The sequence below is a fragment of the Flavobacterium zubiriense genome, assembly GCF_041729725.1.
Lineage (GTDB): Bacteria > Bacteroidota > Bacteroidia > Flavobacteriales > Flavobacteriaceae > Flavobacterium > Flavobacterium zubiriense.
Genome location: NZ_JBCFQL010000005.1, coordinates 21,254 through 36,851 on the forward strand (window position 1 = coordinate 21,254; position 15,598 = coordinate 36,851).

Annotated in this window: 7 protein-coding genes; 4 read left to right on the forward strand and 3 right to left on the reverse strand. The window is 34.2% G+C overall.

Translation table 11 applies throughout. The features are described from left to right. The first annotated feature begins 2 nt into the window (after positions 1-2). The 3 genes from sov (at position 3) to AAGV28_RS05560 (ending at position 8,077) form a co-directional block, all read left to right on the forward strand. The gene (sov, locus tag AAGV28_RS05550; RefSeq protein WP_373405834.1) at positions 3-7,226 is read left to right on the forward strand and encodes a T9SS outer membrane translocon Sov/SprA; all 7,224 of its coding nucleotides are present in this window, start codon (positions 3-5) and stop codon (positions 7,224-7,226) included. Positions 7,227-7,308: 82 nt separating this feature from the next. Next, on the forward strand, positions 7,309-7,689 hold the full coding sequence (gene gcvH / locus AAGV28_RS05555) for a glycine cleavage system protein GcvH (protein ID WP_373405835.1): 381 nt from the start codon (positions 7,309-7,311) through the stop codon (positions 7,687-7,689). After that, positions 7,682-8,077 (forward strand): VanZ family protein, encoded by a 396-nt coding sequence (locus AAGV28_RS05560; RefSeq protein ID WP_373405836.1) that lies wholly within the window; start codon positions 7,682-7,684, stop codon positions 8,075-8,077. The genes gcvH and AAGV28_RS05560 overlap by 8 nt, the downstream gene beginning before the upstream one ends. A gap of 737 nt (positions 8,078-8,814) precedes the next feature. Here the strand turns inward: AAGV28_RS05560 and AAGV28_RS05565 are convergent. Further along, positions 8,815-11,268, reverse strand: coding sequence for a glycosyl hydrolase 115 family protein (locus tag AAGV28_RS05565; protein WP_373405837.1), 2,454 nt, complete (start codon positions 11,266-11,268; stop codon positions 8,815-8,817). Positions 11,269-11,480: 212 nt separating this feature from the next. Here AAGV28_RS05565 and AAGV28_RS05570 point away from each other — a divergent pair, with 212 nt between their 5' ends. Continuing rightward, positions 11,481-12,464, forward strand: coding sequence for a pectinesterase family protein (locus AAGV28_RS05570; RefSeq protein WP_373405838.1), 984 nt, complete (start codon positions 11,481-11,483; stop codon positions 12,462-12,464). A gap of 142 nt (positions 12,465-12,606) precedes the next feature. Here the strand turns inward: AAGV28_RS05570 and AAGV28_RS05575 are convergent, their stop codons facing one another. Further along, a complete protein-coding gene (locus AAGV28_RS05575) occupies positions 12,607-13,485 on the reverse strand; it encodes a hypothetical protein (RefSeq protein ID WP_373405839.1) in 879 nt (292 codons plus the stop codon). Positions 13,486-13,667: 182 nt separating this feature from the next. Further along, a complete protein-coding gene (locus AAGV28_RS05580; protein ID WP_373405840.1) occupies positions 13,668-15,515 on the reverse strand; it encodes a rhamnogalacturonan lyase in 1,848 nt (615 codons plus the stop codon). Positions 15,516-15,598: the final 83 nt, after the last annotated feature.

The following is a 15,598-nucleotide window of genomic DNA, read 5'->3' on the forward strand; positions in this document are numbered from 1 at the left end:
GTATGCATAAAGTTTGTATTGTTTTGGCATTTTTATTATGTGGTTTTGTATCCTCGGCTCAAGTAAATGAATCAGTTCAGGATACAACTAAAAAAGGATATTCGTTAGGGAAAGTTCAAATCAAAGATCCTAAGAGTATTTTGGCTGCATATACTTATGACCCAAAAACCGATAGGTATATTTACACCAGTTCTATTGATGGATTTTCTATTAATTACCCTATTATTTTGACTCCAAAGGAATATGAAAACTTAGTTTTGAAAGAATCTATGAAAGAATATTTCCAAAAAAAATCAGATGCAATTGACGGAAAAAAACAAGGAAGTGAGGAAGATAAAAAGGATTTGTTACCTAGATATTACATAAAATCGGGTTTGTTTGAATCTATTTTTGGAAGCAATACCGTCGATGTCAAACCTACAGGTTCTGTAGAAATGGACATGGGAGCTCGTTTTACAAGACAAGATAATCCTTCATTTTCTCCAAGAAACAGATCTAATCTTGCTTTTGATTTCGATCAAAGAATCAGCATGAGTTTGATGGGAAAAGTAGGAACCAGGCTCAATGTAAATGCTAATTATGATACTCAGTCTACATTTGCTTTTCAAAATTTATTGAAATTAGAATATGCTCCCACCGAGGATGATATTATTCAGAAAATTGAAGTAGGAAATGTGAGCATGCCTTTAAACAGTTCCCTAATTAGAGGTGCACAAAGTTTGTTTGGTGTAAAAACGCAATTGCAATTTGGAAAAACAATGGTTACGGGTGTCTACTCTGAACAAAAATCACAAACCAAAACTGTAGTTTCTCAAGGAGGTGGAACGCTGCAGGATTACGATATTTTTGCATTGGATTATGATACTGATAGACACTTCTTTTTATCTCAGTATTTTAGAAACCGATACGATATTGCGTTAAAAAATTATCCATTTATTGATAGTAGAGTACAAATCACCCGAATTGAAGTTTGGGTTACCAATAAACAAACACGTCTTAACACCACTTCAAATAATCTTAGAAATGTTATCGCACTTCAAGATTTAGGAGAAGCCCAATTATCAGGTTTAGCAGATGACCAAGTGGTGGTTTTAAATCCGTCAACAGGAATGTTTAATAATCCTGCCGATTCGCCTTCGGACAATTCAAATAATAAATACGATCCAGCGCAAATTCAATCGGGTAATGGATTGTTGAATTCCAATATTCGAGAAATGGCAACGGCGGGTTCGGGATTTAATAGTACAGTAAGCGAAGGCCAAGATTATTCGAAACTTGAAAATGCTCGAAAATTGACAGCCAACGAATTTACGTATCATCCTCAATTGGGTTACATATCCTTACAACAAAGGTTGTCGAATGATGAAATTTTAGCAGTTTCTTATGAATATACCATTGGAGACCAAGTGTATCAAGTGGGTGAATTTGGTAATGACGGAGTGGATGCCACCTTAGTTACGGGGACACAACAATCGACTCAGGCGGTGGTTACACAAAGTTTAATTTTGAAAATGTTGAAAAGTAATTTGACAAATGTAAGAAATCCAGTTTGGAACTTGATGATGAAGAATATCTATCAAATTCCCGGAGCTTATCAAATTAAACAAGAAGATTTTAGATTCAATATTCTTTACACTGATCCTTCACCCTTAAATTATATTACTCCAGTTACCGGAAGTCCTTTTCCCACCAATCCGTCAGCAGAGAACAGAGTGGCCGAAACACCATTGTTAAATGTTTTTAATTTGGATAAATTAAATTATAATAATGATCGCCAAGTGGGTGGGGACGGTTTTTTTGATTTTGTACCAAATTTGACTGTTGATTCTCAAAACGGACGCATTATTTTTACCACTAAAGAGCCTTTTGGAGAATTACTATTCGATAAATTATCCAATACTAATTCTGCTGAAGATTATAATAATACGGCTACCTACAATGCTAATCAAAGAAAATATGTTTTTAGTAGTATGTACCGGGTAACTCAGGCAAAAGCATTAGAAGATAGTGACAAGAATAAATTTTTGTTAAGAGGGAAATACAAATCATCCGCTGGCGATGGAATTCCAATTGGTGCTTTCAATGTACCGCAAGGTTCTGTTGTCGTTACCGCAGGAGGAAGAGTTTTAGTTGAAGGGGTTGATTATAGTGTAAATTATCAATTAGGTAGAGTGCAAATTCTAGACCCTTCGTTACAGGCATCGAATACACCAATAAATGTTTCCCTCGAAAATAATTCTATTTTTGGTCAACAAACCAGAAGATTTATGGGAGTAAATGTAGAGCATAAATTCTCGGAAAATTTTACTTTAGGAGGAACTTTTTTAAAAATGTCCGAAAGACCATTTACTCAAAAAACCAGTTATGGTCAGGAATCCGTTAATAATACCATTTTTGGGTTTAATACTAATTTCTCTACCGGAGTTCCTTTTTTTACAAGATTAGTTAACATGCTTCCTAATATTGATACCGACGTTCCGTCAAATTTATCGGTAAGAGGTGAAATTGCATTTTTAAAACCCGATACACCAAAAGCAGATCAATTTCAAGGCGAGTCAACTTTGTATATAGATGATTTTGAAGGTTCGCAATCCACCATAGATATGCGATCGGCTTACACTTGGAGTTTAGCATCAACACCAGAGGAAAACGCAAATAGTCTCTATAACTTTAATGCTAAAAATAACGATTTAACTTATGGTCACAAAAGAGCAAAATTAGCTTGGTACACCATAGATCCCGTTTTTTATGTTCAAAAACCATCTGGAATTTCTAATGATGATATTTCGTTAAATTCAACCAGAAGAATTTTTAGTGAAGAATTATATCCCTTATTAGATATTGCTCAAGGGCAAACACAAGTAATTAGTACTTTAGATTTAACCTATTTCCCAACCGAAAGAGGACCGTATAACAATAACTCTAATTTTAGTTTAACTCCAAAAGAAAATTATGGAGGTATTATGCGCTCCCTGAGTTCTACTAATTTCGAACAAGGAAATGTAGAGTACATTCAGTTTTGGGTTCTAGATCCTTATGTAGGTAACGGAAAAGTAGAGCCAACTAATACGGGTAAAATCTATTTTAACTTAGGAGAAATTTCGGAAGATGTATTAAAAGATGGTCGCAAACAATATGAAAATGGATTAGGGCCAGATCAGGTAAAAGTTAATCCACAACCGATATGGGGAGACGTTCCTGCTTCGCAATCGTTAATTTATGCTTTTGATACTGACCCTAATAATAGAAAAAATCAAGATGTAGGATTGGATGGTTTACCTAGTAGTGCTGAAGGAGCTATTTATGACAATTTTGCTTCTGAACCAGATCCAGCAGCCGATGATTATACTTTTTATTTGAATGCAAATGGAGGGATTTTAGATCGTTATAAAAATTACAACGGTACTGAAAATAACTCAGCTGTTGATATTAATGATCCAAATCGAGGGGCTACTACACTTCCAGATGTTGAAGATATTAATCGAGACAATACCATGAATACCATTAATGCGTATTATGAATATAGTATTGACATGAGACCAGATATGGTACCTGGAGCGAATTATGTAACCGATGTTAGAGAGATTCAGGCTACTTTGCCCAATGGTGATGTGACTGATGCTAGATGGGTTCAGTTTAAAATCCCAGTTTCATCACCAGAAAATACTATTGGAAATATTACTGATTTTAGGTCTATTCGTTTTATGCGAATGTTTATGACAGGATTTGAAGACGAAGTAACCGTGCGTTTTGGAGCTTTAGATTTAGTACGAGGCGATTGGAGAAGGTATACCAATACATTAGATCCTAATGATACTAATGTTGATGATGATAATACAGAATTAGCCGTTTTGGCAGTAAACGTTCAGGAGAATGACGAAAGATGTCCGGTAAATTACATCACGCCTCCTGGTGTTCAAAGAGAGCAATTGTATAATAACAATACGTTGATTAATCAAAATGAACAATCCTTATCATTACGAGTTTCGGGAGATGGTTTAGAGCCAGAAGATGCCAGAGCCGTTTTTAAAAATGTAAGCGTAGACATGCGTCAGTTTAAAAAATTGAGAATGTTTTTGCATGCTGAATCATTGCCTGGCGAGATTGCTATAGATGATGATGAAATGGTTGGGTTTATCCGTTTTGGTAATGATTTTACGCAAAATTTCTATCAAATTGAGATTCCATTAAAAACAACAAAGACAACATCTGGAATTTGTAAATATACCGCTGATGAAGTTTGGCCTCAAGCCAATGAAATTGATTTGGCTTTGTCGTTATTAACAAGTTTGAAAATTGAAGCCAAAGGAATCGACCCAACGACACTGCCACTTGACGGAATTTACTACAGAAATGAAGATGAATTGGACAGTGGTTTAGCTAATAAAATAAATAAACTGCGATTGGGTATTAAAGGAAATCCGAATTTCGGAATGGTTCGTACGCTGATGGTCGGGATTAAGAGTAATGTTACTCATAAAGATATTAAAGGAGAAGTATGGTTCAATGAGCTTCGTTTGTCTGAAATGGATAACAAAGGAGGAATGGCGGCTGTGTTAAACGTAGATACAAATTTTGCCGATTTTGCCACAATTTCTGCCACAGGAAAAATGAGTACCGTTGGTTTTGGTACTATTGAACAAGGACCAAATGAAAGAAGTAGAGAGGATATTCAGCAATATAATATTGTAACAAATTTGAATTTAGGCCAATTATTGCCTAACAAATGGGGAATTAACCTGCCTTTTAATTACAGTGTAGGGGAAGAAACTATCAAGCCGGAATACGACCCATTTAATCAGGACATTAAATTAAAACAGCTTTTAAGCGAAACTGATGATGCTGATGAAAGAACTAATTTAAGAAACCGTGCTATAGATTATACAAAACGAACAAGTATTAATTTTATTGGAGTAAGAAAGCAAAGAGGAGCAGAACAAAAACCACATATTTACGATCCTGAGAATTTTACTTTTTCGCAATCATTCAATAAAGTAGAACGTCATGATTATGAAATTGAAGATTATCTAGATCAGCAAGCATCCACATCAGTAGATTTTGCATATAGTTTTGAAAACAAAGCTGTAGAACCTTTCAAGAAAACGCAATTCATGAAAAAAAGTAATTATTGGAAGATGTTGAGTGATTTTAATTTTAATTATTTGCCTTCTAATGTTACTTTTAATACCAATATTAACAGACAATACAACCGCCAACAATTTAGACAAGTGGATAATGTTCCTGGTCTTGAACTGGATCCTTTATATCGCAGAAATTTTGGTTTCAATTACAACTATGGTTTTAACTATAATTTGACAAAATCATTGAAATTTAGCTATGCAGCGACAGCTAATAATCTTGTGAAGAGTTATTTAAATCAAGATGATTTGCCAATGGAAGATTTCTCTATATGGGACAGTTATTGGGATATAGGAGATCCAAATAGGCATACACAGCAATTAGTTTTAAACTATGATTTGCCTATTAATAAAATACCTTTGTTTAGTTTTATAAAATCAAATTATTCCTATACAGGAGATTACAGTTGGCAAAAATCAGCCAATGCTTTGTCTGAAATAGAAGTCAATGGAGCTGCTTTTAATTTAGGAAATACGGTTCAAAATGCACGTACCAATAATTTGAATACTACTTTCAATATGGATGTGTTGTATAAATATTTAGGGTTGTCCAAAAAACCTAAAATAACAGCGAGACCAACTCCTGCTGCAGCGCCAAAACCTGGACAAAAAATTACTAGCACACCAGTTAAACCACAAGCTCAAAATAATGTCTTTGTTGATGGTATGATTGGAATTTTGACCAGCGTTAAGAATATCCAAATTAACTATACCGAAAATAGCGGTACATTATTACCTGGTTATACACCAAGTATTGGTTTCCTAGGTTCTTCGAGACCATCGTTAGGATTTATTTTTGGTAGTCAGGATGATGTGCGTTATGAAGCGGCCAAAAGTGGTTGGTTAACCAATTATCAAGATTTTAATCAAAATTATACTCAGGTAACTAACAAAGTATTGAGAGCTACTGCTAATGTAGATTTATTTCCTGATTTGAAAATCGATTTAACTATGGATCGATCACTTTCTGAAAATTATTCAGAACAATATGATGTGTCTTCTGATGGAACTTACAATTCCCGTTCTCCATATAATTACGGAATGTTTTCAATCTCTACTGTTTTAATTAAAACAGCATTTTCTACAAGTAATGAAATGGAGTCGGCGGCTTTTGATGATTTTAGAGAAAACCGATTAACAATTGCCAATCGTTTAGCTGAAGATTTTTACGGAGCAGGAAATCCAATTCCTAGATATGGAGATGATTTGAACCCTATTCCAGCTGCTGCTGTTGATCCTAGTAATGATCCAGATAAAAAGAAAAGAGAGATTTATACTTCTAATGCTGGTTATCCGTTAGGATTTGGAAAAAACAACCAATCGGTGCTATTGCCAGCCTTTGTTTCGGCTTATACAGGAACAGATGCCGAAAGTGTTTCTAAAGGGGTTTTTAGAAGTTTCCCTATTCCTAACTGGACATTAAAGTATAACGGCTTGATGCGCTATGGAGTTTTTAAAAAGAATTTCAGACGTTTTTCTTTGCAGCACGCTTATAGAGCTTCGTATACGATAAATCAATTCAGATCTAATTTTGATTATGATAATGATCCTTCGGGAACAGATGATGGTGGGAATTTTTATAACAAAACACTTATTTCGAATGTCAATTTAGTAGAGCAATTCAGTCCGTTAGTCCGAATGGATTTCGAATTAAAAAATTCGCTAAAAGTGCTAACAGAGATTAAAAAAGACCGTGCTTTATCAATGAGTTTTGATAATAATCTATTGACCGAAGTAAAAGGAATTGAATATGTAGTAGGTTTAGGGTATCGTTTTAAAAATGTCATTTTTACTTCAAGACTTGCCGATAATCCTACTGGAGTGATTAAAGGAGATATTAATATGAAAGCCGATTTATCGTATAGAAACAACCAGACCATTGTGCGTTATTTAGATTATGATAACAATCAATTAGCAGGTGGGCAAAATTTGTGGTCTTTGAAAGTAACTGCTGATTATTCCTTTAGTAAAAACCTTACGGCTATTTTCTATTATGACCATTCATTTTCTCAAGCCGTAATATCTACTTCGTTTCCAATAACTAATATTCGATCAGGATTTACGCTTCGATATAATTTTGGGAATTAATTTGTAAAATCTAAACCAAATTTAAATTCAAGATTGCTACATTTGCACAATAAAAAATTATCATACATCAATTACTATTATTATGAGTATACCAGCAGATTTAAAGTACACTAAAGACCACGAATGGGTAAGTTTAGAGGGAAATATTGCAACAGTAGGAATCACGCATTTTGCTCAAAAAGAGTTGGGTGATATTGTTTATGTTGAAGTAGAAACTTTAGATCAAACGTTAGTAAAAGACGAAGTTTTTGGTACTGTGGAAGCAGTAAAAACCGTTTCTGATTTGTTTCTTCCTTTGTCAGGGGAGATTGTTGAATTCAATACTGGATTAGAAGATGATCCTGAATTAGTGAATACGGATCCTTATGGAGCAGGCTGGATGATTAAAATAAAAATTTCTGATTTAGCGGAATTCGAAACTTTATTGACTGCCGAAGGATACAAAGAATTGATAGGTGCTTAAAAAAATTTGTTTAGGAGCCGCTTTCTTTTGGGCAGGAATTATACTGTATTTGTGTTTAATTCGGATAAGTGAGCTTCCTGCTCTATCAATTCCATATATCGATAAGCTCTTACACGCTTTTTTTTATTTTGTTTTTAGTTTATTATGGTTTTATGCACTTCGCTTTAATTCTAGAAGTAAAAGCCGGGCAAAAATTTTATGGATTGTTTTTTTTCTATCACTTTTTTTTGGGATTGCTATAGAACTATTTCAAACCTATCTTACTACGTATAGAAGTGGAGATATTCTGGATGTTTTAGCAAATATGAGTGGAACATTATTGGCTATTTTGATAATTATCATTTTAGATAAAAAAGATTTTTTAAGTAAAATTCCCCCGCAACCCTAATACTTTATAAAGAGTTAATGATGCTGTTTTTTACGAATTTGGGATTGAATACTGTCAAAAAAATTTCTGAAATTGCCGAAAAATGTATGCTGTCATATTAAAATGTGGCATTGTGTTTCGTAAAATAAATTCAGATTTTCAGCAAAATTTATTCAAAACAAGGCTAACTGTTCATTATCTCTCTTAGGCATCATTTGGTTGAAATTTGTTAGTCAAGTTGTTTGGAACAAAATAGAGTTGAATTACTAAAATTTTATCAAGAGCAAGTAAAATTCAATATTGTTATTCGAAAAACAGCAGGAGTGTTATTTTTAAAAGAGATGTGAAAATAGAATTGAACAAGGACGTCTAACTCGAGTCGTTTCTTACGTGAAGGATTTGCATACACCTCAAGTTTACTTTTATACTTTCTTAAAGGTGTGGCCGGAGCTATTTGTATTGTTCTTTTAGTTCAAAAAGGATATGTTTAAAACTTGTGTTCAATCAAACCAAAGAGTGTTTTTTTTGATTAATATATGGTGTAATTTCTCCGCAGGAAAAAGATTTTAATTTTGTCAACATAAAAAATGCTCTTTTTTTATCCTTGATCAAATATTTCGTGTCACATCAACATGAGGCACACTTGATCGTAATAACTAATAAGCTGACAAAATCACTTACATGTATTTATATGGTTTCTCGTTGCCTAGAAGAACCAAACGACTTTTTTGATAATCTCTTAACAATATGAGATACCATTATTGAAATGGTATCTCCTGTTTTTTTTGCCCTTTAGGGAAAACGGCTAATTGATCAATTACAATTCCGGTTTGATTTACTTCTATTGTAACAGTATGCTTTCCTGTCTTTTCAATTTTTACAGGCAGTGTAAAGATCGCTGCATTTCGTAACACATTTGCTTTCCATGCAGCATTTCTATCGTAACTATTTAGCTTGAATGTTTCAGAAGTATTTGCATCGAATGAAATAGTAGCTTCATGGTCTGAATTATTAGCATGCGTTGGGATGAAACGAACTTCGATTTCATAGTCACCTGTTTTTTCAGTTTCGAAAGTATAAGTAACCGATGGTTTTTCAGTTTCAAAATAACTTGATTTTAAAGGAAAAAGCGTGATAGCAGCATTGCTGTATCCAAATCCTTCTATTGCTTTCCATTGATAATTTTTAGCACCTTGATTTGCAGTAAAATCCTTTGCTTGAATTGCGATTAATTCAGTTGTGTTAGCTTTGCTTTCTTCAATTTTTGGTGCGTTTTCATATTTTATAGGATCAAAAACAGGTAATTTTCGTGGAGCCATACTCATCATATTATTCCATTTTCCATTACTCATTTCAGTATTGTAATACTGAGTCAATTCTTCGATTTTATGGAAACCTTCTTTCGATAATTGTTCGAATTTTTCCTTTTCAGACTGATCTTTACTTTCTAAAGATAATTTCCAATATAGAAATTTATGATTGATATAAGCAGCGGCTTTTACAGGATAAACAACCAATTGAAACCATGTATCTTTTCGCTCATTAGGAATCGATTGAGATAAATGATTTACTTTTTCCACTAATAAATCATAAAGTTGGATTCTTCGCTTGGCTTCCTCAACGGTAAATTCAGAAGGTTTAATTTGGGTAGTAGGTTCTGTTTGGCTCCAGCCCATAAATTCGGGTTTTCTCAGCATCGCTAATCGGTAATATTCACTCATTATATGGCTTACATCATTAGCAACGGCATCGTTGAATTCTCTTGATGCCCAGGTTGTCAAATGTTCATGGATTCCATTTGGTTTTATAGAATTAATATCCCAGGCTAGATCCATAAAAAATTCCAAATCATATTCGGCAGGCTTGATGTCGCCTACATTTACAATCCACATTTTTTGATCACCATTGGCGTAAGCTTTTGACATTTCTGACCAAATTAAACCCGGTTGCATAGACGATAACCACAAATAATCATGAGGTCTTCCCCAATAACTTAAATGGTAATAAATGCCTCCGCCGCCAATTCTTTTTTGTTCTTTTTCGTCGCTAATTCGTCTGATATAGCCGTAGTTGTCATCAGTCCACATTAAGGTAACATCTTCAGGAACTTTAAGTCCTTTGTTGTACAATTCTAAAACCTCTTTATACGGAATCATAACTTGCGGAATAGAAGTAATAGGTTTTTTAAATGTCGAAGCCAGCATTTCACGTTGTTTTACAATGATTTTTTCAATCATATTTTTGGCTTCATCCGTGTTTTTTGCGCCTTCCATTTGGCTATCGTGAACACCGCGTATTCCAAGAGTGAAAGCGGCTTCTGCTTTGCTGTCGCGAACTTCATTCAAACGGTCTTGCCAATAGTTGTTGATGTTTTCACTGTTGGTAAAATAATTAAAAGCACCCATAGTTTCTTTTTTCCATTCGTCCACATTGTTTCTCAACATAGGTTCTGCGTGCGAAGTTCCTAATAGGATTTGGTATTTTTGAGCCATTTCTTTATTGCCTTCAATTTTAAAAAAGGCTTTAGTCGATTCGTGCATTGCTGGCCAAATTGTATTGGCTTTCAAACGCAACAGCAATTGGAATATCTTTTCGTAGGTTTTAGGACCAATATCTCCCGTTTCTTTTTCGAAAGTTTTAGCTGCCCAGGGTTGCAATCCCCAGTCTTCATCGTTTAAAAATATACCACGGAATTGCACCGAAGGACTCTCTACAATCCCGCCAGAAGGAAGACTAAGAACTAATTTTTCTTTTTTAATATTGTGTACATCAGCCCACCATTTCCATGGTGAAACACCTAATCTTTCGGCAGTTTCAAAGATTCCATAAACCGTTCCACGAACATCGCTCCCTACAATATACAAATTGTTTTTCTCGATATTGATACTGAATTTCTCCCAAGAATCCGATAAGTCTTTATTCGTTTTTTTATAATTTTTAAAACGATTCTCATCGATTTGTCCAATGTAGATTCCTTTCTCATTTGCTGCTTTTTTAGAAGTTATAATTTTAGGTTTTTGTCCTGTAATTTCCTGAATGTCGGTTGCCAATTCATTTACTGCCCAAAGCACTAGTTCGTTAGAGTTTTTATCGACGTAAATTGTGGCGACTTCATTTTTATTGGCAATAAGAAAACTGTTTTTATTTTCTTGACTCCAAAAAAGTTGTGTTGTAAATACGAATACTAGTAGAAGTGAATGTTGGATTTTCATTAAATTATTATTGAGGATGATTTTTTTTTTTCTTTTTTCAGCAAGTTTATTTCTAATATTTTATAGCCGTCTAAAATAATACAATTAGTTCGGAATACGTTTTTTTTTGGTATTATTATATCAAATATCTTGCCTGAAAAGTTCTTGTTTTTAGTTATTTTTGAATTTGGATTCCTTTTTAATAGAAGAAAGGGAAATTAATTTTTTAGAGGATGAAGTATATTGTAGTATTGTATTTTTGTGTTTTTTCGAATGCTATTTTTGGAACACAATTGAAGTTAGAATTCGATAAAAAGATAACCGTAGCTCAAGATGGAACCGGCGATTTCAAAACCATTCAGTCGGCAATTGATGCAGCCGAAACAGATAAAGGTGCTGTTGAAATTTACATCAAAAAAGGAATTTACAAAGAGAAACTGGTTATTCTGTCGTCAAAATCAGGATTGAAATTAGTAGGAGAGAATAAGGAAAATACGATTATTACCAATGATGATTATTCAGGAAAACCAAATCCAAATTCGAATCGAAATTTTGGAACTTCCGATTCCTACACACTTTTAGTTCGCGCCGATGATGTTCAAATAGAAAACGTGACAATTGAAAATTCCTGGTGCGAAAAAGGTCAGGCGGTTTCTTTACACGTAAAAGGGAATCGTTTTATAATAAGAAATTCCAGAATTTTAGGATGCCAAGATACTTTACTCACAGATGGAGATGGAGCTTATCAATACTATCAAAATTGTTATATCGAAGGAACGACCGATTTTATTTTTGGACCAGCAACGGCAGTTATTGAAAATTGTATTATTAAGAGTAAAAAGGATTCTTATATAACAGCGGCTTCTACACCAGAGAATCTGGAATTTGGTTATGTTTTTTTTAATTGCGTATTGACTGCAGATGCCAATGTAACCAAAGTTTTCTTAGGACGTCCTTGGCGACCTTTTGCCAAAACAGTTTTTTTAGGTTGTAATCTAGGAAGTCATATTTTACCAGAAGGCTGGAATCCATGGAAGGACGAACGTTTTCCTGATAAGGATAAAACCGCCTTTTACGCTGAATATAATAATAAAGGAAAAGGAGCAAAAACGAATAAAAGAGTGGCTTGGTCACATCAATTGTCTAAAGCAGAAGCTGCAAAATATACTTTGAAAAATATCTTTCCTAAGGGTGATTTTTGGAAAACGATTCGATGATATTTAGCTCCGCAAAGTCTGTGACTTTGAGGATGCGTTAATCTGTCTCTGACAGACGTAAAAAATATCGGTTAGAAACCGATTGTCACTACCTCAAAGTCGGAGACTTTGCGGAGCTGTGCTATTCCAGTGTTGGTAACATTTATTTTTTATTTTTAATATATCTAATGCTTGGTGGAAAACCTCCCATTCCACCAATTCCTCTAAATGGGCTGTTATTCACAACAAATTCATAAACAGGTTTATCCTTATATAACGAAATCATTTTTTCTGTTTTTTCCTTATGTGTTTTAATTGTTTTTTCAGATAATGTATTTAATCTTTCGAAGTCATATGAATTGATTTCCTCCATATTTCCTAGAACTGTATTGATTTCATCTAAAATATATTTAGGGTCCCTATTTAATTCAATTTGTAAGGAAGCTGATTTAACAAAGCTTGATAAGGCATTAGATTCAACACCTTTTAATTTCCATAAATCTCCTTTATTTTGTTCAACTTCTTTTTCTAAGGCTTTTAAGTCTTGTTTTAGAGATTTTTCCTGAATTTCTAATTTTAGTTTTAAATATTCTTTGTGTGATTTAAAGTCAGAAAACAAAGTTTTTTTCATTTCGATAAACTCTTTGGTCATATCTTTTTTAAGTCCCTTTTCTAAATCATCAAATTTCGAATTTATGCTTTGATTTATATCGTTTTTTAATTCCGAGATTTTTTCATCTAAATCCTTTCTGATATAGTCAATTTCCTTTTTGTTAATCCGATAATTAAAAAATATTTGACTTCCGATGATTGCCAATAGAAAAGCAAAACTTATGCTTAAAGTCCATTGAGTGAGAGAGATATAAGTTTCGTTGTCCTTTTGCACCTGTTCTGCTAATAGTTTGTAAAAATCTAGTTCAGATATGTTCGATTTTTTTTCAACGATAATGGTAGATTTTATACTCTGAATTTCGGTAGAATCTTTTTGTCCGAAAGTCAAAATTGAGAATTGGAATATTAAAATAAGTAAGATATTTTTCATTTCTTCATAATTGTTGCCAACTTGTTTATACTCGCTATAAAGTAGCGACAATCTAATAATTTTGGATCAATTGTCGCTATTGAAAAGCACTTCTCTAACAAAAATAAGAATAATATTTTTATTACAAATAAAAAAGCACAACCTAAGCCGTGCTTTTAAAAAATAAATCTAAGATAAACGTTTCAAGGAACCAATTTGATATTAGGTTTTGGAGCAGGTTTCATTCCAGTTCCCATATAAAAACTAGTATGTGGCGGTTGATTATAACCTACATTTTGCCAGGCAATGGCCAAACGGTATTGTGAATCGTGCATTAGAGTGTATTGTCTAATGGTTGTTGGAATTGTAGTGGAATAAATACGCAATTCGCTGTTGTCTTCACTTCTCAAAATCAATTCTTCTCTCCAATCGCCTAAAATATCAGCAGAAAGTCCGGGTGTGGACTTAGAACCGTTGTTAGATCGTGCACCTTCGGCAGTGAAAATTCTACCTTTACCGTATTTGTCAATATAATTCGAGTTCAGAATTTCCCTTGAAGCATCACCATCCCAATAAATTAAAAAATTAGTTGATTTTGGACCTTCGCCAATTTTATTTCCTTTGATGTCGTATAAACCATTAGAACCCGACCACCACATTTGGGCACCCACTCTGGTTGAATCAATGTTAGCGGCTACACCTCTTCCTACGTCTTCATCATCCATAGCCGTAAACAATACTTTTCCATCGGCAGCCGAAAACAAAGCTACTCCAGGACCTTTTGTGCCTTCTTCAATTTCGTGTACGCCAAAAACTTCCTGACCGGGAATTTCAGGATCTAAATCGCTAACATGCAATGCATCGCCGTGTCTAAAACCAGTGGTGTATAATCCTTTGCCATCGTCGTCTACAACCATGGAACCAAAAATAATTTCGTCTTTCCCATCATTGTCTACATCGGCAACGGAGAGTCCGTGATTTCCCATTCCGGAGAATGGATTACTACCATCTTTAGAATCAAAAACCCATTTTGAAGTTAATTGTTTGTCTTTAAAATCCCAAGCTGCCATAACAATTCGGCCATAATACCCTCGGCACATCACCACACTTGGGTGTATTCCATCCAAATAGGCAATACAAGCCGTAAAACGATCGACTCTGTTTCCAGTTCTATCATTTTTTCCGTTTCCGCCTTTTCCTCCCCATTTTCCAATGTCGCCTCTTTCAGGAATATAAGGAACCGTATTGACAATTTTTCCCGTTTTTCCATCAAAAACAGTCAGGTATTCAGGGCCTTGTAAAATTTTCCCATAAGTAGCTGATTTGGGATTCAAATCTCTCCAGTCTTTTGTAGCATCTCCTACCACATTGTTGGCACTATCCGTAGTTCCATCGGCAGTTTTACAAACCAATTCGGCTATGCCGTCTCCGTCTAAATCATAAACCATGAATTGAGTATAATGAGCGCCTTCGCGAATATTTTTACCTAAATTAATTTCCCATAAAAACTTCCCGTCTAAAGTGTAGGCTTGAAAAATAGGCGTGTCGCTTATTCCTTTAAAAGAATTGTCTTTGCCTATTCCTGCCATGTGAACCACTAAATCATAGCGTCCGTCTCCGTCTAAATCACCTACCGAAAGGTCATTTGGTGTATAACCTTCTATTCCTTTTAGCGGAATGGATAAATAGTTTTTATCTGGACTATTAGCTGGAATGCTGAAACTTCCTTTGGCATCTTTTTCGAAACCGTCTACAACTGTTTTTACAAACCAGGTATTGTCTTTAGTTGGATTAGCTTTTTCATCAATTAGATTGGTTGCTCCAGTAATAGGTTTGTCGTTTACGCGAATGGGAGTATTGTTTCCGCTTTTTCGATACAGGTTAAAAGCTAAATTATCGGCATCCGTTCCTAAAACTCTCCAGCCTACATAAAAACGGCCATTTTCTTTTATGGCAATTAGTCCTCTGTCTAGCGATTCCATTTGTCTTTGACTGAATAGTAAAGTGCTCGACAGCTGAAAAGCTAATAATGCGATCAGGTATTTTTTCATTTTTGGTGGTTAAATTGGTTGATTGTAAATCCGTTGTTAGGACTTGAAATTGTCTGTAAGGTTTAAAATGTTTTTAGTTTATT